The sequence below is a fragment of the Kitasatospora hibisci genome (assembly GCF_043950205.1).
GTDB classification, from domain to species: Bacteria; Actinomycetota; Actinomycetes; order Streptomycetales; family Streptomycetaceae; genus Kitasatospora; species Kitasatospora hibisci.
Map to the genome: position 1 here is coordinate 3,635,025 of NZ_CP171642.1, position 23,256 is coordinate 3,658,280.

Consider the following 23,256-nt stretch of genomic DNA (forward strand, 5'->3'; position numbering starts at 1 on the left):
CATGACGCAGCCTGCCCAGCAACCGGACCAGGCGCCCGGCGACGGTCACGACGGCGCCCGCCCGCTCGGCCTGCTGCCCGGACGGCGCCGCGGCCTCACCGCCGCGGAGGTCGCCGAGCGGGTCTCCCGGGGAGACGTCAACGACGTCCCGGTGCGGTCCAGCCGCTCCACCCGGGAGATCGTCCGGGCCAACGTCTTCACCCGCTTCAACGCGATCATCGGCGTGATGTTCGGGATCATCCTGGTCGTCGGACCGATCCAGGACGGCCTGTTCGGCCTGGTCATCGTCGCCAACACGGCGATCGGCATCGTCCAGGAGCTGCGCGCCAAGAAGACCCTGGACAGCCTGGCGCTGATCGGCGAGGCCAAGCCCCAGGTCCGCCGGGACGGCACCGTCCAGCAGATCGCCACCGGCGAGATCGTCCTCGACGACACCGTGCTGCTCGGCATCGGCGACAAGGTGATCGTCGACGGCGAGGTGACCGAGGCCGACGGGCTGGAGATCGACGAGTCGCTGCTCACCGGCGAGCCCGACCCCGTCCTCAAGCAGCCCGGCGACCAGGTGATGTCCGGCAGCTTCGTGGTGGCCGGCGCGGGCGCGTTCACCGCCGCCAAGGTCGGCCGCGAGGCGTACGCGGCCCAGCTCGCCGAGGAGGCCAGCCGGTTCACCCTGGTCCGGTCCGAGCTGCGCAGCGGCATCGACAGCATCCTGCGGTTCATCACCTGGCTGCTGGTGCCCACCGCCGTCGGACTGGTGATCAGCCAGCTCGCGGTGGAGGGGCGGGACTGGGAGGAGGCCGTCCGCCGGATGGTGGCCGGCATCGTGCCGATGGTCCCCGAGGGCCTGGTGCTGCTGACCTCGGTCGCCTTCGCTATCGGCGTGATCCGGCTCGGCCGCAAACAGTGCCTGGTGCAGGAGCTGCCCGCGATCGAGGGGCTGGCCCGGGTGGACACCGTCTGCCTGGACAAGACCGGCACGCTCACCGAGGGCGGCATGGACGTCGTCGAGCTGCGCACCCTGGCCCCGGCCGACGGCCACCCGCGCCCGGACGCCCCGCCGGCCCGGCACGCGCCCGCCGACCCGGAGGTCGTCAAGCAGGCGCTCGGCGTGATGGCCGGCGCCGACGCCCGCCCCAACCCCTCGATGCAGGCGGTGATCGAGGCCTACGGGCGCAACGAGGGCAACGGCGACGGCGCGAGCGGCGGCTGGCGGGTGATCGAGGCGATGCCGTTCTCCTCCGCCCGCAAGTGGAGCGGGGTGCAGTTGCTGGAGCCGCAGGGCGGCGAGGCCAGCTGGCTGCTCGGCGCGCCGGACGTGCTGCTGCCGGCCGGACACCCGGCGCTCGCCGACGTGGACGAACTCGGCACCAAGGGCCTGCGGGTGCTGCTGCTGGGCCGCACCCCCGTCCCGCTCGACGCCCCGGACCCGGCCGCGGACCTGCAGCCGCTCGCCCTGGTCGTGCTCCAGCAGCGGCTGCGCGAGGACGCCGCCGACACCCTGCGCTACTTCGAGGGGCAGCGCGTCCAGGCCAAGGTGATCTCCGGCGACGCCGCCGTCTCGGTCGGCGCCGTCGCCGCGCACCTCGGCCTGCCCGGCGCCGACCGGCCGCTGGACGCGCGCAGCCTCTCCGCCGAGCCCGCGGAGTTCGCCGACGCTGCCGAGCGGACCACCGTCTTCGGCCGGGTCACCCCGCAGCAGAAGCGGGAGCTGGTCGGCGCGCTGCAGTCCCGCGGGCACACCGTGGCGATGACCGGCGACGGCGTCAACGACGTGCTGGCGCTCAAGGACGCCGACATCGGCGTGGCGATGGGCACCGGCAGCGACGCGACCAAGGCCGTCGCACAGATCGTGCTGCTGAACGACTCCTTCGCCACCCTCCCCTCGGTGGTCGCCGAGGGCCGCCGGGTGATCGGCAACATCGAGCGGGTGGCCGGGCTCTTCCTGGTGAAGACGGTCTACTCGGTGCTGCTCGCGCTGCTGGTGATCTTCACGCACTCGCCGTACCCGTTCCTGCCCCGGCACTCCACGGTGCTCTCCACCCTCACCATCGGCGTCCCGGCCTTCTTCCTCGCCCTGGCGCCCAACAACGAGCGGGCCCGCACCGGCTTCGTCCGACGGGTGCTGCGGCTGGCCGTCCCCGGCGGCATTATCGCCGGGACCGCCACCTTCACCGCGTACGCGCTGGCCCGGGCGAACCACGCGACCGACCTGGAGTCCGACACCAGCGTGGCCACGCTGACGCTGTTCATCGTGGCGATCTGGGTGCTGGCGATCGTGGCCCGGCCGTACAACTGGTGGCGGCTGCTGCTGATCGGGGCGATGTGCGGGGCGTTCGCGCTGGTGCTGACGGTGCCCTGGCTGTCGGACTTCTTCGAGCTCTCGCTCGCCGGAGTCCGTGACCCGTGGGTGGGCGTCGCCATCGCCCTGGTCGCCGGGGTGCTGCTGGAGATCGTCTGGCGGGTCATGCGCCGCGCCTCGGACTGAGCCGTGCGGTGCCGGGTGCACCCGCTCCCGTGGTGGGGCGGGTGCACCCGGCCGGCCGGGCCGCCGGGGTGGACGGGCCTGGTGGCCGGGCCGCCGGGGTGGCGGATGATCTTCCGGACGTCAGCCCTCGAAGTCGCGGGCGGCGGAGAGCTCGTAGGCGCGGTCCGGCTCGGTGAGCGCGGCCAGCACCTCGAACCGGCGGTGCCACTGGCCGACCGACCAGGCCAGCCCTGCCGCCAGCCCCTCCGGGGTCGCGGCGTGCAGCAGCCCGGGGGCCGGCGGCACCTCGAACTCGTCGTCCTCGTCGGCCGCCTCGGCCGCGTCCGGGTCGTACGGCGCCTCCGGGGTGTCCGCTGCGGTGTCCCAACGCCAGTCCACCGCGGCCTCGTCGCCGTCCGGGCCGACCACCAGCAGCTCCTCGTGCTCCTCGTACGCCACCGGGCAGCCGGGGAGCAGTTCCCGCACCACCGCGGGGACCCGGTGCAGTCGGCCCTCGGAGAGCACCCGCCCGCCGGCCACCTCGCTGGCCAGCGAGACGTGCAGCCGCTCGGCGAGGTCGGCCGCCAGTGCCGGGGCGACCGGCAGCAACGGGTACGGGTGCAGCAGCTGGACGAGGTCCGGCGCGTCGGCGACGACCGCCTCGGCGGCGTCCACGATCACCGTGTGCGCCGGGCGGCGACCGGTCTCCGGGTCCAGCGGCGGCAGCGCCCGCACCACGTCCACCGGCTCGATCCGCTCGACCTCGACCCGGGCCAACGCGCTGTGGATGCCGTGCAGTTGGCGGTGACCGACCTCGGAGGCCGGGTCGGTGAGCCGGTCCAGCACCTCGTCCGGGCCGTGCGGCTCGGCGAGCAGCGCGGACAGCGTGGTGCGCACCCCGAGCGCGTGCAGGAACTGCTCGTCCAGCGTGGTCCGGGCCTCGTCGTAGAGACCGCGCAGCAGCGGGTCGGCGCCGGCCGCGCGCAGGCCGGCCGGCTCGCGGCCGTCCAGCACCGGGTGGTCGCGCAGCCACCAGGCGGTGTACGGGGGCAGGTCGGCGTAGGAACCGTCGGGCAGCAGGGTGCGGACGGGGTTGACCACGGCGTCCCGGTACGGCGGGCGGGCCAGCGCGGCCAGCGCCTCCGGCCAGGCGTCGTCGTCCACCAGGTCGAGGTCGCGCACGGCCAGCAGCTCGGCGGCGACGGGCGGCACGCCCACCGGGTCTCCGTCATCGGCGTGCAGCGCCTCCAGGGCGTCCTCGGCCCACTCCGCGAGGCCGTCCGGGGCCTCGTCCAGCAGCCCGGTCGGGTGGCCACCGGCCGCGCGGTCGGCGGGGGCGGTCGGGTCGAGCCGCTCCAGGTCGTCCGGGTCGAGCACCACGTCCTCGGCGCGGACCAGCACGAACTCGGCCGGCACGCCCGCGGCGGCGAGCACCCCGGGGCCCCAGCGCTCCATCAGCTCGTCGTCCACCCAGCCCGCGTCGTCCTCCCGGGCGACGGCGGCGAGCGGGCTGCCGGGCAGGATCAGCTCGCCCGCCCGGGCCGGCTCGCCCTCGTCGTCCAGCAGCGCCAGCCGGGCCAGCCAGGGGTGCTCGCCGACCGCCGGGGCGGCCGCCTTGACCAGGGCGAGCACCGAGTCGGCGAGGTCGGCCGCGGCGTCCAGGTCCTCCTCGGCCAGCTCGTAGGAGCGGGCGACGGCGGCCCGTACCTCGGGCGTGTCCAGCACCCCGGCCGGGGTGGCGGTGCCGGCGCCGAGCTTGGCCAGCAGCGGGTGCGCGGCCTCGGGGTGGGCGAGGCGCAGGTCGAGCAGGGCCAGCGCGCCGGCCAGCGCCTCGGGGTAGCCGGGGTAGGCCGCCCAGTCGGCGGCGTCGGAGGGCAGCAGGACCCGGCGCGGGCCGGTGACGGTACGGCCGTCGGCCAGCGGGACGGGCAGCGCGCCGAGCGCCTCCGGGTCGGCCGCGCCGAGCGCCGCGTAGAGGTTGCGCCACCAGGCCGGCTCGCGGTCGAGCCCGCCGAGCTGGTCGACCACCTCGGCCAGCGGCACCCGGCGCACCTTCAGTACCCGCAGCTCGGTCCGGCGCTCCAGGCCGGCCGGCAGCAGCCCGGGGAAGATCGGCGCCAACGCCTCGACCACCGACTCGTCCGCGCCCTCCAGCAGCGTGGCGTCCCGGGGCCGCAGTGCCGGCGTGCCCTCCTCGACCGGCGCCGGGTGCGGCAGGAACGGCGTGCCGGGGAGCCGGGAGAGGATCGCGGCGCGCAGCGCGTTGTCCAGCGCGCCCTCGCCGAGCGGTCCGGGGACCAGGCCGAGCGAGCCGAGGTCGCCGCCGCGGGCGCGCAGCAGGTCGGCGTAGGCCTCGGCGGCACGTTCGGTGAGGAAGTCGGCCAGCGGGCCCGGCGCGACGTGCCGGCGGGTGGAGTCCAGCGGGTACGAGGCGATCAGCAGCGCGGGCAGGCCGATCGGCTCGTCGCTGGGCGTGGGGGCGTGCAGCACGGGCACGATGCCGGGCGCCTGCGGGGCGCCGTCCGGGCCGACCGGGACGGCCCAGGTCACCGTCCAGTACGGGCGGGCGCGCTCCTCGGTGGGCCGGTCCGTGAGCAGCGCGGCGTCCAGGGTGCCGGATGCCCCGGCGGTCTGCCAGACGGTCCGGCGCAGCCGCCCGCCCGCGTCGTCGGTGACGGTGATCGCGGTGACGCCGTCCGGCCGCGGCGCGGCGGCCGACCGGGTGAGCGTGCGGGTGCCCTCCGGGGTCTCCACCACGACCTCGGCCAGGCCGGGCAGGGTCAGCAGCAGGGCGTCGTCGACACCGGCCAGCAGCCGGCGGGTGAGGTCCTCGGCGGCGGCGTCCCGCAGCGGCAGCACGACCACCGTGTCGTATCCGTCGGGGGCGGGGCCCTCGGCGGCGAACGGCAGCCGCAGCAGCGGCACATGGCCGTCACGGCGGCGCAGCTCGTCGGCGAGCGCGGGCTGCGCCTCGGCCAGCGAGCGGGCCTCGCCGAGCGACCAGCGCACGCCGCCGGCCGCGCCGAGCACGGCGGGCTCGTCGGTGACCGCGAGGACGGCGGCGAAGCCCACGCCGAACCGCCCCACGGTGGGCCGGCCTGCGGCCGCGTCCCGCTTGGAGGACGCACGCAGCGTGGAGAGCGATTCGACGGCGGCCGCGTCCAGCGGTGCGCCGGTGTTGGCGGCGGCCAGGACGCCGTCCGCCAGGGTGAGCCGGAGCCGGCCGGGGGCACCGCCCGCGCGGACCGCCGCGTCGGCCGCGTTCTGCGCCAACTCGACCACCAGGCGGTCCCGGTAACCGCCGAGCGCGAGCTCCTCCTCGGCGTTGGCGTCCTCCCGGAACCGGGCCGGGGAGGCGGCCCAGGCGTCCAGCACCCGGCCGCGCAGCGCGGCGCTGCCGAAGGGGTCCGCGCGGTGCTCGTCCGTTCCGCTGCCGATGATCCGAGGTTCCACTGGACCTGCCGCCTTCCGCCGCCCTGTACTTCGTACGGGGGGCATTCTCCCTCGGACGGGCACCCCCGGCGGACCGGGGTGGGGCCGCGGGTGCGTCCGGACCGGCCGGAATCGGTCCGCCGGGACCGCCGTGGTCGGTCGACCGGGCAAGGTCGGCCGGGGAGGGTCGGCCGGGAGCCCGGGATCAGGCGTGGCCGAGCTCCTCGGCGGGGGCGTCGGGCTCGACCGAGCCCGTGGTGCGGTCGGGGTGCAGCTGCATCGGCTCGACCACCAGCTCGTCCAGGATCAGCTCGGACGGCGCCGGCGGGGCCGGGATCACGGCCGCCTCGGAGTGGCCGCCGCAGCCGTAGGCGAAGGAGACGATCTGCCCGTCGGCCGGGCCGAACTCGTTGCCGCAGACGCCGAAGGCCTGGCCGAGCGAGCCGCCGATCGGGATCAGGAAGCCGCAGCTGACGCAGGAGGCCGGGGCGGCCTGCGCCATCGGGGTCTGCGGGCCGTGGGCCTTCTCCCAGCGGTCGGCGGCGAGGTGCAGGCCCAGGCGGGAGAGCACCCGGCTGCGGCCCATGCCGAGCTCCGCGGCGACGGCGCCGATCTCGGCGCGGGCCGGGGCCTGCTGGACGTCCGGGTCGCTGACGACCACGTCCTCCGGGGCGGCCAGCGCCATCGCGGAGTTCGGAGCCGGCTCGTCCTCGCCGGTCCAGCCGGGCTCCAGACGCAGGTCGTCCGCGTCGGTGGGCAGCAGGTCACCCGGGCCCATGTCGCCGGGGCGCAGCCGCTCGCTCCACGGCACCCACTGCGGGGCGAGGACGGCGTCGGCGCCGGGCAGCAGCACGACCTCGTCCAGGGTGACGTTCTTGGCGCGCGGTGCGCGCGCGACGGTCACGGCCCAGTGCCAGCCGCGGTAGGCGGCGTCCAGGCACTCGAAGGTGTGGGTGACGACGCGGTCGGCATCCGCCAGGGCACCGAGGTGGGCCCCGACGGCTTCGGCTCCGACGGCTTCGTTCGCTGCCTGTCGGGCGAGTTCGACGGCCTCGGCACAGAGCCGATCGGGGGTACGGCTTCGCATCGCAGCACTCACGGCGTCGATTCTCTCCCAGTTCTTCTGTTGCCTGCGGCGTGTTGCCTGTTCCGTCGCGGCTCGGTGTCCCTCGTCCATTCTGCGCGACCACGGGCCGCCAGGGGTACCGGCCGCGCCGCTCTTCCGGTCAGGCCGGCCGCGGCCGCTGGTGGGTCGGACCTGGGCAGGCTACCCGCCGGTCGGCCACCCGGCACAGTCCGGGGCGGACGCCACCGCCGCGACGGCCGCGCCGCGCGGACCGGAATCCCGCGTCGCGGTACCGATTCTGGGGCAGGATGGGCATGTGGCGGACGAGAACCCGTCGCAGCACGCACTGCACGCTTCGCAGGCCGGCAGTCCCGACGACGAGGCGGGCGCCGTGCCGCGGCAGCAGCCTCCGGTCCTCGCTGCGGGCGAACCGCAGCCGGTGGACGCCTCGTCGACGCCCCCCGATCCCGCCGGGCACCCGGCGCACCCGGGCGGATCGGCCGGCCCCCACGACCCCGGCCCGGCCGGCGCGACCGCGGTGTCCGGCGGGCACGCCGCGCCGGACGCACACCCCGCCCCGGACGGACACCCGGACCCGCACGGAGACCCCGCCTCCGGCGGTCCGGCCGACCTCGACGACGAGGAGGGCGAGGAGGACGAGGAACCGGAGGAGCCCCGCCGGCACTTCCTGATCCGCACCGCCTCCGCCGCCGGCTCACGCACCGGCAAGGTCGTGCACGGCACCGGCCGGCGGATCCGCAGGGCCACCTCCGCCGAGGGCGCCGGCGAGTCCGGCCTCGCCAAGCTGATCGAGCTGCACGCGCTGAACTCCTTCGGCGACATGCTGATCACCGTCGCGCTCGCCTCCACCATCTTCTTCTCCGTCCCCACCGGCGAGGCCCGCGGCCGGGTGGCGCTCTACCTGCTGATCACCATGGCGCCGTTCGCCGTCCTCGCCCCGGTGATCGGCCCGCTCCTGGACCGTCTGCCGCACGGCCGCCGGGCCGCGATGGCGATGTCCATGCTGGCGCGCGCGGTGCTGGCCTGGACGATGGCGAGCACCGTGGCCGGCGGCGGACTGGCGCTCTATCCGGAGGCACTCGGCGTCCTGGTGGCGTCCAAGGCCTACGGCGTGGTGCGCAGCGTGGTGGTGCCCCGGCTGCTGCCCAGCCGGCTGTCCCTCGTGAAGGCGAATTCCCGGGTCACCCTGGCCGGCCTGCTGGCCACCATGGTGGCGGCCGGCGTCGGCGGGCTGCTGCACCTGATCGGGCCCGGCTGGCCGCTGCGCGGCGCCTTCCTGGTCTTCGTGGTCGGCACGCTGATGGCCTTCCACCTGCCGCACAAGGTGGACTCGGCCAAGGGCGAGCAGCGCGCCGTGCTGCACGCGGAGGTGCACGGCCAGACCGCGGGCGCCGTCGGACCCCCCGGGCAGGCCGCCCGGCCCCCCACCCCGAAGGCGTCGCTGCGCACCGTCGGCCCCTCGGTGATCCTGGCGCTGCGGGCGATGTCGGCGCTGCGCTGGCTGGTCGGCTTCCTGGTGATGTTCCTGGCCTTCCTGCTGCGCACCGAGCCGATCGGCGGGCTGCAGCCGACCCTGGCGCTCGGCCTGGTGGCGCTGGCCGCCGGCACCGGGAACGCGCTCGGCTCGGTGCTCGGCTCCTGGCTGCGCACCCGCGGCTCGGAGGCGACGGTCACCGCGATGCTGCTGCTGGCCACCTGCGCCACGGCCGCCGCCGCGCTCTGGTACGGCGTGGTGACGGTGATCGCGGTCGCCGGGGTCGCCGGGGTGGCGGCCTCGATGGGCAAGCTGGCGCTGGACGCGCTGATCCAGCGCGACGTCCCCGAGGCGGTCCGGACCTCGGCCTTCGCCCGTTCGGAGACCGTGCTCCAGCTCTCCTGGGTGGCCGGCGGCACGGTCGGCATCCTGCTGCCGCTGAACGGTGTGCTGGGCCTCTCCGTGGCGGCCGCGGTGGTCGGCGTGGTGCTGCTCCTGACGGTCCGCTCGCTCTTCCGGATCGGTCTGCGCCACCGCGCCGCCGCTCCCCGGGTCGCGTGACCGGCCGAGCGCAACACGCGGCTGCCGACCCCCGCGTAGCGTGATCGGCAAAGCCCGGTAGCCTCTGACGCATGAGCCTCAACACCCGTGTCATCGCCGCCCTCGGCGCCGTCGTCGTGATCGGCGTCGGCACGGTCGTCGGGTCGGTCGCCTACGCGAGCGACCAGCCCGAGCCGAGCGACCACCGCGCCACCCTCACCGTCGGTACCTCCTCGATGGAGGAGAGCCCCTTCTGCTTCAACGACGGCAAGCCGCTGACCGACCAGCAGCAGGAGGATTGCCAGGAGAAGGCCGGCAAGGCTCTGGACGAGGGCAAGCTGCCCAAGTCCGACGTGGTCGCGAGCGACCGGATCGGCATCGGCGTGACCCCGGACGTGGCCGACCGCGGCTGGTGGGCCAACTCCAACGGCGGCCAGGGCCAGGGCGGCCGCTTCGTGCTCGCCTCCGCGGCCCAGGGCTCCACCTACTCCGGCTCGGTGTCGGCCTCCAAGGCGCTCAACTCCTCCGGCAAGACCCTGATCACCGTGGTCGAGTCCGACCCGAAGCAGCCGGACGCGATCTACGGCGTCTGGTACTTCCAGCTGAACACCCAGGACGACTGACGGCCGTCCCGGTGACCGTACGACTTCCCGGCGAGCAGTCGGCCCCCGAGCGGGGCCGGCTGCTCGTCGTCGTCGCGGTGCCCGCCGAAGCGGAGGCGGTCCTGCGCGGTCTGCCCGGCTCCGCCGAGCCGGTGCCGCTGCCCGGCGGCGGGCTGCACCGTACTCGCCGTGCGGACGGTCCGGAGGTGGACGTGCTGGCCGCCGGGGTCGGCCCGGCCGCCGCCGCCGCGGGCGCGTCCGCCGCGCTCGCCGCCCACCGGTACGACGCGGTCGTCTCGGCCGGGATCGCCGGCGGCTTCGCCCCGCGGGCACCGATCGGCGCGACCGTGCTCGCCGGGGCGATCGTCGCCGCCGACCTCGGCGCGGAGACCCCGGATGGTTTCGCCGACGTCACCGAGCTGGGCTTCGGCACCGTCCGGCACACCCCGCCGCCGACCGCCGTGGCACTGGCCGCCGGGGCGCTGGCCGGCCGGACCGCCGGGCCGGTGGTCACCGGCACCGTGCTCACCGTCTCCACGGTCACCGGCAGCGCCGAGCGCGCCGCCGCCCTGACCGCCCGCCACCCCGGCGTCGCGGCGGAGGCCATGGAGGGGTTCGGGGTCGCCGAGGCCGCCGCCCGGCACGGCCTACCGGCCTTCGAACTGCGCACCGTCTCCAATCCGGTGGGCCCGCGCGACCGGGCCGCCTGGCGGATCGGCGAGGCGCTGGCCGCGCTGGAAGGGGCCTTCGCCGCGCTGCCCTGTCCGGAGTTCCTGAAGGAGGCCCGCCGTGGCTGAACCGCTGAGCATCGCCTACTCGCCCTGCCCGAACGACACCTTCGTCTTCCACGCCTGGGCGCACGGCCTGGTGCCCGGCGCGGACGCCCCCGAGGTCACCTTCGCGGACATCGACGTCACCAACGGACTGGCCGAGCGCGGCGAGCTGGACGTCCTCAAGGTCAGCTACGCCGCACTGCCCTGGGTGCTGGACGAGTACGCGCTGCTGCCCTGCGGCGGCGCGCTCGGCCGCGGCTGCGGCCCGCTGGTGCTGACCCGTCCGGAACTCGCCGCGGGCCCGGGCGGCGCCGACCTGACCGGCCGGACCGTCGCGGTGCCCTCCGAGCGCTCCACCGCCTACCTGCTGTTCCGGCTCTGGGCGGCCAAGGCGGTGCCCGGCGGCTTCGGCGAGATCGTCGTCCTGCCGTTCCACGAGATCATGCCCGCCGTCCGGGACGGCCGGGTCGACGCCGGCCTGGTGATCCACGAGGCCCGCTTCACCTACCGGCAGTACGGGCTGCACCGCCTCGCCGACATGGGCGAGGCCTGGGAGCAGGAGACCGGCCTGCCGATCCCGCTCGGGGCGATCATCGCCAGGCGCTCGCTCGGGGCCGAGCGGCTGCAGGCCCTCGCCGGGACGATCCGCGACTCGGTCCGGCAGGCCTGGGCGGACCCGTCGGCCAGCCGCGCGTACGTGCTGGCGCACGCCCAGGAGATGGACCCGGCCGTCGCCGACCAGCACATCGGCCTGTACGTGAACGAGTTCACCGCGGACCTCGGCGAGGAGGGCTACGGCGCCGTCCGGGCGCTGCTCACCCGGGCCGCCGAGGAGGGGCTGGTGCCCCCGCTCGCCCCGGGCGCGCTGGACCTCTGAGCCGTCCGCCTCCGGGCGGCCCCCGCAGACAGCACGACGCGCCTCGGACGGCGCGCACCGCCCGACGGCGGGTGCGCACGTCCGGGGCGCGTCGGCACGCTCCGGTCAGATGTCGAACTGGTCGGCCACCGCACGCAGCACCCCGGCCAGCTTCTGACCGGTCGGCTTGGCCGGGTAGCGGCCGTGCTGCAGGCCCGGCAGTACCGCGTCCATCATCGTGATGAGGTCCTGCACCAGCGCCGCCATGTCGTCCGGGCTCTTGCGCTGGGCCGCGGCCACCGACGGCAGCGCGTCCAGCAGCTGCACGCCCATCGCCTGGTCGCCGCGGTGGCCCGCCACCACGCCGAACTCGACCCGCTGGCCCGGCTTCAGCGCGGTGACACCGGCGGGCAGCGCCTTGGTGTGGACGAAGACGTCGCCGCCGTCGTCGCGCGACAGGAAGCCGAAGCCCTTCGTCTCGTTGAACCACTTGACCTGGCCGGTGGGCATCTCGAACAGTCCTCGTTGTGGGTGTGAGGGATCCCGGACCAGGCCGGGGATCACTGGGTGATGGGGTGGCGGGCCGACCTCGGGCGGGCGCCCGGCAAGACGCTCATGGTCGGTACGCGCAGGGAGCAGACTAACGGTCCGTTACTGCCTCATCCGCGTTCCGCGAAGATTCCGCGCGGGGCTCTCGCGGCCACGGGCGACCCGGTACTGGCACGGCCGGGGCGCGACTCGGCGCTTTCCACTGGCTCACACCCCCGGGTCTGAGGAGACGGGGCGCACCTGTCGCACCCCTCGGCACAGCCTGCATACCCCCGCTCAGCAGGGATCAAAACTCCCAGCTCCCGGGAAACTGCGCAACGTGACCGACCGGACCGCCTGCGGAGCGGTCCGGCCCGGAGCCCGCACCGGGCCTCTGCCAGACTGGTCCGGCAGCCCGACCCGCAGAGGAGCACCCCAGTGAGCAGCAAGAGCGCCGACCGCGGCGACCTTTACGTCAGGTCCGGAGCGATCGTCTTCGGGCTCGGCGCGCTCGCCACGCTCGCCACCTTCGTGCCGCTGTTCCTGCACCTGACGCCGCTGCCGACGGCCGCGTACTGGCTGAGCATGCTGATGCCGCTGGGGTTCCTGCTGGCCCTGACCGGGATGGTGCTCTCCGCCCGCGCCCAGCGCCGCCGGGTCCGCGCCGGGGGCTGAGCCGCCGCGGGTCCCGCGGCGCGGCGGCCGCCGGGCGCTTCGGCCCGCCGGGACGCCGCGGCCCTCAGGACACCGCGGCGAGGTGGCCGGTCAGCCAGGCCGGGAACTCCGTGAGGTCGGCCAGCACCACGTCCGCGCCGGCCGCGAGCAGTTCCTCGGCCCGGTACGGGCCGGTGGCCACGCCGACCGCGACGGCGTCCGCGTGCCGGGCGCCCCGCACGTCGCCGAGGTGGTCGCCGACGTAGACGCTCGCGCCGTGCTCGCGCAGCGCGGCGCCCTTGGTCTCCGCCCAGAGGTCGCCGACCAGCGCGTCCGCGTGCAGGCCCGCGTGGTCCAGGTGCAGCCGGGCGTTCGGCTCGTACTTGCCGGTGATCACCGCGACCCGGCCGCCGTGCGCGCGGACCGCCTCGACGGCGGCGTGCGCGCCGGGCAGCGCGACGGTGGGCTCGAAGGCGTGCTCACGGTAGAGCGTGCGGTAGCGGTCGGCGATCTCCGGCAGGTGCTCGGCCGGGAACCAGTTGCCCAGCTCGTCCAGGAGCGGTGGCCCGAGCCGGGAGACCGCCAGGTCCGCGTCGATGAACGTGCCGGTCTCGGCGGAGAGCGCCAGGTAGGTCGCCTTGACGCCGGGCCGGGTGTCCAACAGGGTCATGTCGAGGTCGAAGCCGACGGTGAGCGAGGGCGGGACGTCCGGGTTCGCGGGCATGCCGCCAGGCTATCCGACGGCCGCCCGGCGGCCCGGGGACGGCCGCGGGAACGGTTGCCCGGGCTTCTCCGCGGAACCCGGGTCCGCCTCGGCCCCCGGTCGCGGTGCTGCACGGCCTCGCCCGGCCCGCCCGCCGCACCGACCCGCCCGGTGGTCAGCGGAGCCGGTGCGCGAGGTGTTCGGCCCGGAGCCGGCGGTCGTGTCGGGCCCGGCGACCGGCACGACGCGGGTCGTCCCGGGCGCGCCGTGGGCGGTGAAGGCGGGCACCCAACGGGCAATTCGGACATAATCGACGCGCCGCCACCGCGTTCGACCCGCCCGAGGACCGCCGATGCCCCCGATCACCCGCCGCACGCTGCTCGCGGCACTCGGCTCCGCCGCCCTCACCGGGTGCAGCTCACGGCACGGAACCCCACCGCTGGACGGCGCCGCCGCCTCGGCCACCGCCGCGTCCCCGCCGAGTCCGAGCCCGCTGCCGCCGGTCACCGTCAACACCGCCAACGGACCGGTGACGGTGCCGGGCGCCCCGATGCGCGTCGTCACGCTGGACACCGCCGAGCTCGACTCGGCGCTCACCCTGGGCATCACCCCGGTCGGTGCGGCCCTCGCGGCGGCCGACGCGGGCTTCCCCGACTACTGGCCGGCCTCCCGGCTGAGCGGGACCGCCCGGGTCGGGGCGATCGGCACGCCGGACCTCTCCGCGATCCGGGCCCTGCGGCCGGACCTCATCCTCACCAACCAGGCCCGCGACGGCGCCCGGTACGACCAGCTGCGCGAGATCGCCCCCACGGTCATGACCCAGACCGCCGGCGCACCGTGGAAGGCGGACTTCCAGGTGCACGCCCAGGCGCTGAGCCGGCAGGCCGCGGCGGCGGCGTTCGTCTCCTCCTACCAGCGACACGTCGCGCAGGTGGTGCAGGCCCTGTCGAACGCCAGGGCCTCGGGGCGGCGGGTCAGCCTGGTGCGGTTCGTCGAGGGGGGCGGGATCCGGATGTACGGGAAGCAGAACTTCCCGGGCACGGTGCTGGCCGATGTCCAGCTGGGCCGGCCGGACGCCCAGAACGTCGACCAGTTCGACGCGGAGGTCCCGGAGGACCAGCTCGCCAGGGCCGACGGCGACCTGCTGCTGTACGCCTCCTACGGCGACCCCGCGCGGTCGGGCGCGACGGCGGTCCTGGCGGGCCCGGCCTGGCAGGCACTGGGCGCCGTGAAGGCCCACCGGGCCTTCGAGGTGGACGACCAGCTCTGGTTCCAGGGCACCGGGTACACCGGGGCCAACTTCGTCCTGGACGAGCTGCAACGCTTCCTGGGCGCGTGACGGCCGCAGCCGCGGCCGTCGCCCGAGCCGGACCGCGACCCGGACCGGGATCACCGGTCCGCACGGAACCCGGAACCCGGGACGGCCGGCCCCCTCCTCCCCCGAGCGAGGGGCCCGGCCGGACGCCCGCCGGTTCAGGCCGGCGGGCCGCCCAGGGCCGCCCGGGCCAGCCGGGTGACGGCGGGGACCGCCGCCCGGAGGTCGCCGTCGGGGCCGACCTCCTCCCCGGCGAGGGCGTCGAAGGTCTCGAAACCGGTGAGCACGAAGAGCACCGCCGCCGCGTCCCGCGGCCCGCCGTCGATCCGGGCGGCGAGCACCCGGGTGCCCTCGCGCCGCCGGGCGTCGCGCTCGGCGACGACCCGGCCCACCTCCTCGTCGAGCGCCGCCAGCGCGCGCAACCGCCGGGTGCAGACCCGGTCCACCGCCCAGAAGCCGCCCATCACCTCGACGAAGCCGTCCACCGCCGCCCACGGGTCCGGTCGGGTGAACGCCTCGGCCAGGCGTGCCATCCCGCCCTGCTCGGCCAGGGCGTCGCAGACCGCCTCCAGCAGGCCGGTCTTGGAGCCGAACTGGTAGTAGACGGTGGCCCGGGCGACGTCGGCCCGCTTGGCCACCGCGTCGAGCGAGAGCGCACCCGTCGCGGTCAGCTGGGCCCGCGCGGCCTCGACGATCCGCGCGCGCGTACCGTCGACGTCCGCCTGCCGCTGTCCCATCCGGTAGGACCTGGGGCTCATCGCGCTCGCCTCCACTGGCTCGACCCGCCGCCGCTGCCACGGCCGCCGTGAACAGGCAGTATCCCCGATCGCCCGGCGCCCGGGCGGTGCACGGACGCGGGCGGCTTCCGGCTCCGCCCCGCCTCAGACGATGACCCGCCCGCCGCTGACGTCCAGCGTCTGGCCGGTGATCCACGAGGACGCCGAGGAGGCCAGGAAGAGCGTGGCCGCCGCGATGTCCTCCGGCTCACCCAGCCGCCCGAGCGGGTGGGCGGCCGCGACCGCCGCCTGGATCGGCGCCGGCATGACGGTGTCGGTCCGCTCGGTCCGGACCGCGCCGGGCGCGATCGCGTTGACCCGCACGCCCTCGCCCGCGAGCTCCAGGGCGAGGTGGCGGGAGTACATCAGGACGCCCGCCTTCGCGGCGGCGTACGCGGCGGACGATCCGCTCGGCAGCCGCCCGGCGGTGGACGCCATGGTGACCACCGAGCCGCTGCGGCGCTCCAGCAGGCCCGGCAGGAAGGCCTGGACGGTGAGGAAGGTGGCCGTGAGGTTGCCCTCCAGGACCGACCGCCAGTGCTCCTCGGTCTCCCGGGCGGTCGGCACGGGGTAGCCGTCGCCGCCGGCGAACGCCGCGAGGACGTCCACCGGGCCGAGCTCCGCCTCGATCCGGGCGGCGGCGGGCCCGAGCGCGGCGGCGTCGGTGCAGTCGGCGACCAGGCCGACCGCCTTCGCGCCGAGGTCGCGCAGCTGCTCCGCGACGGCCGCGAGGGCGGCCTCGTCGCGGCCGAGGACGGCGACGGCGGCCCCCTGCCGGGCGAACGCGAGGGCGGTCCCGGCGCCGATGCCGCGGCTGCCTCCGGTGATCACGACGACCTTCCCGGCCAGGTCGGGGTAGCGAACTCCCATGTGCCATCGCTCCTTTGGGTCGGATGTGTGGTTCACCTGATTTCAGTCATACAGCCTGTCTGAATGAATCGCAAGGACCGACCCCCTGGGAGGACCTGATGAAGATCGCCGTCGTCGGCGCCGCCGGACGCACCGGCCGCCTCGTCGTCGACCTCGCCCTGGCCGCCGGACACACCGTCACCGCGGTGGCCCGCACCCCGGCCCGGCTGCCGGAGTTCACGCACGGCACCCCGCTCGCCGCACAGGCGGACGTCCACGAACCCGGATCGCTGCGGGAGCCGCTGGCGGGCCAGGACGCGGTGGTCTCGGCGCTCGGCACGTCCGGCCGGGCCGCCACCACCGTCTTCTCGGACGGCGCGCGGGAGCTCGTGGCCGCCGCGCGGGCGGGCGGGGCGCGGCACGTGGTGGTGATGTCCTCGGCCGGACTGGAGACCGACCACCTGCCGTTCGCCCAGCGGGTGGTCACCAGGCTGGTGGTCGACCGGCTCTACCGGGAGATCCATCGGGACCTGGCCCGGATGGAGGAGGTGCTGACCGGGTCCGACACGACCTGGACGGTGGTCCGGGCGCCGATGCTCAAGGACGGGCCGGCCTCCGCGAGCCCCCGGGTGTCCTACGGGCTCCCGCTCGCCCGGGCGGGCACCGCGAGCCGCGCGACGATCGCCGCGTGGATCGTCGACCACCTCGGCGCCCCGGAGACCTTCCGCCGCCGGGTGACCATCGCCGACGGGTGAGCCCGGGAGGCGCGTGCGGCCCGCGGGCGTGGCTCCGGCCTCCGGGGCTCCGGCGCGCGCGGGCCGTTCCCGGTGATGAGCCGGGCCCGGCCGGCCGGCTCACCCCTCCGGCTGCGCCCGCCGCTTCAGCGCCACGGCCAGCAGGAACAGCGCCGACAGCACCGCCGCCAGGCGCAGCACGCCCGGAGCCGCCGACCAGGCGACCTGCCCGACCTGCCGGCCCGGCTGGAGCGCCTCGCCCCAGCGGCCCTGCGCGCGGCCCCAGTACCAGAGCGTGGTCCCGCTCATCGTCGCCAGCGGGATGCCGAGGATGGCGAACTTGCGCGTGAGGTCGGAGAGTCGTCGGGACATCCAACCGAGGGCCCAGCCCACCAGCATCACCAGGAGCTGGCTGCTCACGGCACCACCGACCAGCACCACCGCGGCCAGCAGCAGGAGCGGGGACGGCCGGCGACCGGCCAGGGCGGAGGGTCTGCCCGGCCTGGCCGACGGGGCGGGCGGCGCGGTGCCGGAGGCCGGCTGCGGCGGGGCCGCCCCGGCCTGTTCCTTCGCCCGCGCCCGTGCCTTCCGTCCCCGGGGCTTCGCCGGGGCCTCCTCGGCTGCCGGCTGCTGCGCCGCAGCGTCCTCGGGCGAGCTGCGCTGCTCGGGGACGGGGGGCACCGGCCGGCCCGACCCGCCCGAGAAGTCGATCTCCACGTAGTCCCAGCCGTCGGCGTGCGCGGCCATGAACGACGGCGGAAGGGCGTCCTCGTCGGCCCCGGCCTCCGGGGAAAGCTGCGCCTCCCACCGCGGGCCCCCGTCGGCCGCGCGCGCCACCGGGCGCCGCACCGGCCCGGACGGCCCGGGCGACTCGGGCGACTCGGGCGACTCGGGCGACTCGCCCTCCGGCCGACCGGGCTTCCCGGAACCCGACGGTCCGGAATCCGACACCCCGGACCGCGGCGGCTCGGACGGCCGCGCCGGAATGCCCGGCGAGGCGGCCGACGGCTCCACGGCGTACACGCTCTCCTCGTCCGACGAGGCCGCGCCGCCGCCCCTGCCCGCACCGCCACCCGCACCTGCGCCGCCGCCCGTGACCGCCCCCGCGCCGCCGCCCGCCGAAGCACTCCACGGCCCCCGCTTGCGCCACCACTCGCCGCCGGCCGTCCCGCCGTCCGCCATCGCCCCACACCCCGCCTCGCCCGTGCCCGTCCCCGCCGGTCAGACGGTACCCAGCCGAACCGCGCCCACGCCGACCGGTCCCCACCGTCGCCCCACCCGACTAACCTAGGTCGAATGACCACACAGCAGGGCCCGCAACGCCCCGCGGCCCGACGCCCCGCCCCGCAACGCCCCGGCAAGGCCGCCGCCCCCCGCACCCTCGCGGAGGAGCTCCGCGGCCGCGCGGACGACGACCTCGCCACCCTGCTCCGGTCCCGCCCCGATCTGCTCAACCCCGTCCCCGGCGACCTCACCCAGCTCGCCGCCCGGCTCTCCTCCCGCGCCTCCGCACTGCGCGCGCTGGAGCGCCTCGACCGCTTCACCCTGCAGGTCGCCGAGGCGCTGGCGGCGGCCCCGGACGGCGCCTCGCCGGCCGCCGTCCGCACGCTGCTCACCGGCCCGGCCAAGGTCAAGCCGCACCCGGGCGCCACGCCGCTGACCACCGCCGACCGGGCCGCCGTCGCCGCGGCCCTCCCCCGGGCGCTCGCCACCCTGCGCGACCGCGCGCTGCTCTGGGGCCCGGAGAACGGGCTGCGCCTGGTCATCGCGGCCCGGGAGGCACTCGCGCCGACCGCCGCCAACCCCGGCCGCACCGGCCTCGGTCCGACGCTCGCCGACGCCACCCTCGGCATGTCCCCGGCCCGGCTGCAGCAGCTCCTCGCCTCCGCCGGACAGCCCGCCACTGCGGACCCGGTCACCGCAGTGGCCGCGCTCACCGCGCTGCTCGGCGACCGGGCGCGCTGCGACGCCCTGCTCGCCACCGCCCCGGAGCCGGCCCTGCGGTTGCTGGACCGGCTGGTCTGGGGCCCGCCCACCGGTACCGTCCCGGACGCCACCCGCCCGGTCACCGCCGAGGACGCCCAGAGCCCGGTGGAGTGGCTGCTCGCCCGCGGCCTCCTGCTGCCCAGCGGCCCCGGCAGCGTCGTGCTGCCCCGCGAGCTCGCCCTGCACCTGCGTGGCGGCCGCAGCCACCGTACGGTCGAGCCGGTCCAGCCCGAGCCCGCCCCGGCCGGCGCCCCGCGCGATCCGCAGACCGTGGACCGCGCCGCCGCCGGACAGGCCCACACCGCCGTACGCATCGTCGAGGAACTGCTCGACCTCTGGGGCCTCAACCCGCCGCCCACCCTCCGGGCCGGCGGGCTCGGCGTCCGCGACCTCAAGCGGACCGCACAGGCTCTTGAGACCACCGAGCAGCAGGCCGCCTTCTGGCTCGAACTCGCCTACACCGCGGGTCTGCTGGCGCCCGACACGGAAGCCGACGAGCGCTGGGCGCCGACCCCGGCGTACGACGGCTGGCTGCAGCAGGACACCGCCGACCGCTGGACACTGCTGGCCGAGAGCTGGCTCGCCGCCACCCGGGTGCCCGCGCTGACGGGCACCCCGGACGGCAGGGGCAGGCAGCGCGCCGCCCTGGGCCCCGAGCTGGACCGCACCCTGGCCCCGTCCGTCCGCCGAGCCGCCCTCGCGCTGCTCGCCGAGCTGCCGCCCGGTACCCCGGCCACCGCCGACGAGCTGCTGCCGACCCTGCGCTGGCAGCGCCCGCTGCGCGGCGGCCACGTCCCGGCCCAGCAGACCGCCGGCGATGCCCCCGGCCGCGAGCTCCGCGACGACCTCACCGTCTGGACGCTGGCCGAGGCCGAGCTGCTCGGCATCACCGGCCGCGGCGCCCTCGCCGCGCCCGCCCGGGCGCTGCTCACCGCCGAGGCCGACCCCGCCGAAGTGCTCGCCCCGCTGCTTCCGCAGCCGCTGGACCACGTCATCCTGCAGCCGGACCTCACCGCGATCGCCCCCGGCCCGCTGCTCACCCCGCTCGCCCAGGCGCTCGCGCTCTGCGCCGACGTCGAGTCCAAGGGCGGCGCCACCGTCTACCGGTTCACCGCGGAATCCGTCCGCCGCGCCCTCGACGCCGGTCGCACCGCCGCCGACCTCCAGGCCTTCCTGGAGCAGCACTCGCGGACGCCCGTCCCGCAGCCGCTCGCCTACCTGGTCGACGACGTCGCACGCCGGCACGGCATCCTGCGGGTCGGGGCCGCCTCCTCGTACCTGCGCTGCGACGACCCGGCGCTGCTCGGCGAGGTGCTGGCCGACCGCCGCGCCGCCGACCTGCGGCTACGGCTGCTCGCCCCCACCGTGCTGGCCGCCCAGGCCGCGCCCGACGCCCTGCTCGCCACACTGCGCACCATGGGCTACGCACCCGCGGCCGAGTCCGCCGAGGGCGACGTCCTGATCACCCGGCCGGACAGCCACCGGACCCCGCCCCGCGCGGCCCCGGTCCCGGTCCCGGACGGCCCGCCCACGCCGGACGACACCCTGCTCGCGGCCGCCATCAAGGCGATCCGGGCCGGCGACCGCGCCGCCACCGCCGTGCGCCGCGAGCCGGCCGGGGACGCCCAGCGGCTCCCGCGCACCCCGGCCGCCGAGACACTGGCGGCACTGCAGACGGCGGTGCTGCTCGGCGAGCGGATGTGGATCGGCTACCTCAACGCCGAGGGGCTGGCCAGCCAGCGGATCATCGACCCGGTCAAGGTGGAGGGCGGCTTCGTCACCGCGTTCGACCACCATGCCGACGAGGTCCGGACCTTCGCCCTGCACCGGATCACGGGCGTGGCCGAACTGGAGGAGTGACCACCACGGGTGCCTCCGACCGGTGGCCGCCCGAAGCCGCCGGCGGCCGGCTCAGTGGCCCCGGGCCTCCTTCATCTTCTCCTTGACCGCCTGGTCCGCCAGGGTGCCGATCTGGCCCTGGCCGACCGGCAGCTCGGGGGCGCCGGCCAGGTCGGCGAGCAGGAAGGCGGGGGCCGTCATCAGCCCACCCGGGCCCTCGCCGATGCCCGCGAGGGCGTGGGCGGAGCCGGCGGAAGCGGCGGTCGCGGCGAAGGCCGTACCGACGAGGGCGAGAGCGGTGAGGGCGCGCTTCGGCTTGTTCATGCCCGGCTCAACGACCGACCGGCCGGGCGGTCACCCGGTGCGGTCACCCGGCGCGGTCACCGGCTGTCGTCACCGGCTGTCGTCACCGGCTGTCGTCACCGGCGCGCCGGCCCGTCTCCGCCGCACAGGGCCGCGCTTGACGGCGGGTCGCTCCCGGCGTACTCCGGAAGAGGGGATCCCGAAAGGAGTCATCATGCTCGGCGATCTCATCGGCGAATTCCAGGGCCAGGACAGCGGCCGGCGCGTCATCGCCGCCGGCGACGGCCACGTGCTGGTCGAGGTCTCCTTCGCGGGCACCGGCAGCTACTACGGCACCGCGGTCAACGGCTTCGGCACCTACGAGTCCGAACTGCGCCCCGACGGCACGCTCCGCGGCGAGGGCCAGGGCGTCGACATGTCCGCCGACGGCGGCACCGTCAGCTGGCAGGGCGTCGGCATCGGCCACTTCACCGAGGGCGGCGGCACCAGCTGGCGCGGCTCGCTCTTCTTCTCCAGCGCCTCACCGCAGTTCGAGCGGCTCAACGACGTCGTCGGGCTGTTCGAGTACGAGGTCACCCCGGACGGGAAGTCCACCGGCAAGTTCTACGAGTGGAGGTAGCCCGCCCGCCCGCGCGGCGGATGCGGGACACTGGAGGGTCTGAGTCCCGACAGACCTGTCAGCCAGTGGAGGGCTTCCCCGCGTGAACGACGGACCGCTCATCGTCCAGAGCGACAAAACTCTTCTCCTGGAGATCGACCACCCCAAGGCCGCCGACTGCCGCCGTGTCATCGCGCCGTTCGCCGAGCTGGAGCGTGCGCCGGAGCACGTGCACACCTACCGGGTCACCCCGCTGGGGCTCTGGAACGCGCGCGCCGCGGGCCACGACGCCGAGCAGGTGGTCGACGCCCTGGTCACCTACTCCCGCTACCCCGTCCCGCACGCGCTGCTGGTCGACGTGGCCGACACCATGGGTCGCTACGGTCGCCTGCAGCTCACCAAGCACCCCACCCACGGTCTGGTGCTGAGCACCACCGACCGCCCGGTGCTGGAGGAGGTGCTGCGCTCCAAGAAGATCGCCCCGTTGGTCGGCGCGCGGGTGGATCCGGACACCGTGGTGGTCCACCCGTCCGAGCGCGGCCAGATCAAGCAGGTGCTGCTCAAACTCGGCTGGCCCGCCGAGGACCTCGCCGGCTACGTGGACGGCGAGGCGCACCCCATCCACCTGGAGCAGGACGGCTGGCAGCTGCGCCCGTACCAGGCCCAGGCCGTCGAGGGCTTCTGGCACGGCGGCTCCGGCGTCGTGGTGCTGCCCTGCGGCGCCGGGAAGACGCTGGTCGGCGCCGCCGCGATGGCCGAGGCCAAGTCGACCACGCTGATCCTGGTCACCAACACCGTCTCGGCGCGGCAGTGGAAGCACGAGCTGGTCAAGCGGACCTCGCTCACCGAGGACGAGATCGGCGAGTACAGCGGCACCCGGAAGGAGATCCGCCCGGTCACCATCGCCACCTACCAGGTGATGACGACCAAGCGGAAGGGCGTCTACGCCCACCTGGAGCTGTTCGACGCCCGCAACTGGGGCCTGGTGGTCTACGACGAGGTGCACCTGCTGCCCGCGCCGGTCTTCAAGTTCACCGCCGACCTGCAGGCCCGCCGCCGGCTCGGGCTGACCGCCACCCTGGTCCGTGAGGACGGCCGCGAGGGCGACGTCTTCTCCCTCATCGGCCCCAAGCGCTTCGACGCCCCGTGGAAGGAGATCGAGGCCCAGGGATACATCGCGCCAGCGGACTGTTGCGAGGTCCGGGTCACCCTGACCGACTCCGAGCGGCTCGCCTACGCGACCGCCGAACCCGAGGAGCGCTACCGCTTCTGCGCGACCACCGCCACCAAGCGGCGGGTGGTCGAGGCCCTGGTCAAGAAGCACGAGAACGACCAGACGCTGATCATCGGCCAGTACATCGACCAGCTGGACGAGCTCGGCGAGGCCCTGAACGCCCCGGTGATCAAGGGCGAGACCAGCAACGCCCAGCGCGAGAAGCTGTTCGACGCCTTCCGCAACAAGGAGATCGGCGTCCTGGTGGTCTCCAAGGTGGCCAACTTCTCGATCGACCTGCCGGAGGCCACCGTCGCCATCCAGGTCTCCGGGACCTTCGGCTCCCGGCAGGAGGAGGCCCAGCGCCTCGGACGCGTCCTGCGTCCCAAGGCGGACGGCCACGCGGCCCACTTCTACTCGGTGGTGGCCCGCGACACCGTCGACCAGGACTTCGCCGCCCACCGGCAGCGCTTCCTGGCGGAGCAGGGCTACGCCTACCGCATCATCGACGCGGACGACGTCCTGTAGCG

Annotated in this window: 19 protein-coding genes; 11 read left to right on the plus strand and 8 right to left on the minus strand. The window is 76.0% G+C overall.

Features of this window, described 5'->3' with window-relative positions; translation table 11 throughout:
• Position 1 precedes the first annotated feature (1 nt).
• On the plus strand, positions 2–2,485 hold the full coding sequence (locus ACF9IK_RS15445) for an HAD-IC family P-type ATPase (protein ID WP_395294784.1): 2,484 nt from the start codon (positions 2–4) through the stop codon (positions 2,483–2,485).
• Between the two features lie 120 nt (positions 2,486–2,605).
• Here ACF9IK_RS15445 and ACF9IK_RS15450 read toward each other — a convergent pair whose 3' ends face one another.
• The gene (locus tag ACF9IK_RS15450; RefSeq protein WP_395294785.1) at positions 2,606–5,917 is read right to left on the minus strand and encodes a sacsin N-terminal ATP-binding-like domain-containing protein; all 3,312 of its coding nucleotides are present in this window, start codon (positions 5,915–5,917) and stop codon (positions 2,606–2,608) included.
• A gap of 184 nt (positions 5,918–6,101) precedes the next feature.
• Entirely contained in the window at positions 6,102–6,983 is an 882-nt protein-coding gene (locus tag ACF9IK_RS15455; protein ID WP_395298588.1) for a DUF3027 domain-containing protein, read from the minus strand.
• 667 nt (positions 6,984–7,650) lie between these two features.
• Between ACF9IK_RS15455 and ACF9IK_RS15460 the strand changes: the two genes are divergently transcribed.
• The 4 genes from ACF9IK_RS15460 (at position 7,651) to ACF9IK_RS15475 (ending at position 11,249) form a co-directional block, all read left to right on the plus strand.
• Positions 7,651–9,018: an MFS transporter gene (locus ACF9IK_RS15460; RefSeq protein ID WP_395298589.1), complete on the plus strand. Its 1,368-nt coding sequence runs from the start codon at positions 7,651–7,653 to the stop codon at positions 9,016–9,018.
• A gap of 71 nt (positions 9,019–9,089) precedes the next feature.
• Positions 9,090–9,620 (plus strand): hypothetical protein, encoded by a 531-nt coding sequence (locus ACF9IK_RS15465; protein ID WP_395294786.1) that lies wholly within the window; start codon positions 9,090–9,092, stop codon positions 9,618–9,620.
• Between the two features lie 11 nt (positions 9,621–9,631).
• Positions 9,632–10,396, plus strand: a complete 765-nt coding sequence (locus ACF9IK_RS15470; protein WP_395294787.1) for a futalosine hydrolase — start codon at positions 9,632–9,634, stop codon at positions 10,394–10,396.
• Complete coding sequence (locus ACF9IK_RS15475; RefSeq protein ID WP_395294788.1) at positions 10,389–11,249, plus strand: 1,4-dihydroxy-6-naphthoate synthase; 861 nt, start codon at positions 10,389–10,391, stop codon at positions 11,247–11,249. The genes ACF9IK_RS15470 and ACF9IK_RS15475 overlap by 8 nt, the downstream gene beginning before the upstream one ends.
• Before the next feature lie 105 nt (positions 11,250–11,354).
• Here ACF9IK_RS15475 and ACF9IK_RS15480 read toward each other — a convergent pair whose 3' ends face one another.
• A complete protein-coding gene (locus ACF9IK_RS15480) occupies positions 11,355–11,738 on the minus strand; it encodes a cold-shock protein (RefSeq protein WP_305067969.1) in 384 nt (127 codons plus the stop codon).
• 456 nt (positions 11,739–12,194) lie between these two features.
• Here ACF9IK_RS15480 and ACF9IK_RS15485 point away from each other — a divergent pair, with 456 nt between their 5' ends.
• Complete coding sequence (locus ACF9IK_RS15485) at positions 12,195–12,431, plus strand: hypothetical protein (protein WP_395294789.1); 237 nt, start codon at positions 12,195–12,197, stop codon at positions 12,429–12,431.
• Between the two features lie 64 nt (positions 12,432–12,495).
• Here ACF9IK_RS15485 and ACF9IK_RS15490 read toward each other — a convergent pair whose 3' ends face one another.
• The gene (locus ACF9IK_RS15490; RefSeq protein WP_395294790.1) at positions 12,496–13,134 is read right to left on the minus strand and encodes an HAD family hydrolase; all 639 of its coding nucleotides are present in this window, start codon (positions 13,132–13,134) and stop codon (positions 12,496–12,498) included.
• Positions 13,135–13,465: 331 nt separating this feature from the next.
• Here ACF9IK_RS15490 and ACF9IK_RS15495 point away from each other — a divergent pair, with 331 nt between their 5' ends.
• The gene (locus ACF9IK_RS15495) at positions 13,466–14,452 is read left to right on the plus strand and encodes an ABC transporter substrate-binding protein (protein ID WP_395294791.1); all 987 of its coding nucleotides are present in this window, start codon (positions 13,466–13,468) and stop codon (positions 14,450–14,452) included.
• Positions 14,453–14,586: 134 nt separating this feature from the next.
• Here ACF9IK_RS15495 and ACF9IK_RS15500 read toward each other — a convergent pair whose 3' ends face one another.
• Together ACF9IK_RS15500 and ACF9IK_RS15505 are read right to left on the minus strand one after the other, a co-directional pair.
• Positions 14,587–15,186: a TetR/AcrR family transcriptional regulator gene (locus ACF9IK_RS15500; RefSeq protein WP_395294792.1), complete on the minus strand. Its 600-nt coding sequence runs from the start codon at positions 15,184–15,186 to the stop codon at positions 14,587–14,589.
• 123 nt (positions 15,187–15,309) lie between these two features.
• The gene (locus ACF9IK_RS15505) at positions 15,310–16,074 is read right to left on the minus strand and encodes an SDR family NAD(P)-dependent oxidoreductase (RefSeq protein WP_395294793.1); all 765 of its coding nucleotides are present in this window, start codon (positions 16,072–16,074) and stop codon (positions 15,310–15,312) included.
• 98 nt (positions 16,075–16,172) lie between these two features.
• On the opposite strand from ACF9IK_RS15505, the gene ACF9IK_RS15510 reads away from it, so the two are divergent.
• Positions 16,173–16,808 (plus strand): NAD(P)-dependent oxidoreductase, encoded by a 636-nt coding sequence (locus ACF9IK_RS15510; protein ID WP_395294794.1) that lies wholly within the window; start codon positions 16,173–16,175, stop codon positions 16,806–16,808.
• Positions 16,809–16,907: 99 nt separating this feature from the next.
• Here ACF9IK_RS15510 and ACF9IK_RS15515 read toward each other — a convergent pair whose 3' ends face one another.
• On the minus strand, positions 16,908–17,624 hold the full coding sequence (locus ACF9IK_RS15515; RefSeq protein ID WP_395294795.1) for a hypothetical protein: 717 nt from the start codon (positions 17,622–17,624) through the stop codon (positions 16,908–16,910).
• A gap of 459 nt (positions 17,625–18,083) precedes the next feature.
• On the opposite strand from ACF9IK_RS15515, the gene ACF9IK_RS15520 reads away from it, so the two are divergent.
• Complete coding sequence (locus tag ACF9IK_RS15520) at positions 18,084–20,633, plus strand: helicase-associated domain-containing protein (protein ID WP_395294796.1); 2,550 nt, start codon at positions 18,084–18,086, stop codon at positions 20,631–20,633.
• A 51-nt stretch (positions 20,634–20,684) separates the two neighbouring features.
• Here the strand turns inward: ACF9IK_RS15520 and ACF9IK_RS15525 are convergent, their stop codons facing one another.
• Positions 20,685–20,936, minus strand: a complete 252-nt coding sequence (locus tag ACF9IK_RS15525; protein WP_238861238.1) for a hypothetical protein — start codon at positions 20,934–20,936, stop codon at positions 20,685–20,687.
• 193 nt (positions 20,937–21,129) lie between these two features.
• On the opposite strand from ACF9IK_RS15525, the gene ACF9IK_RS15530 reads away from it, so the two are divergent.
• Positions 21,130–21,534 carry a hypothetical protein gene (locus ACF9IK_RS15530; protein ID WP_395294797.1) on the plus strand — a complete coding sequence of 135 codons (405 nt, stop codon included), beginning with the start codon at positions 21,130–21,132 and terminating at the stop codon, positions 21,532–21,534.
• 82 nt (positions 21,535–21,616) lie between these two features.
• Positions 21,617–23,254: a DNA repair helicase XPB gene (locus ACF9IK_RS15535; protein WP_395294798.1), complete on the plus strand. Its 1,638-nt coding sequence runs from the start codon at positions 21,617–21,619 to the stop codon at positions 23,252–23,254.
• Positions 23,255–23,256: the final 2 nt, after the last annotated feature.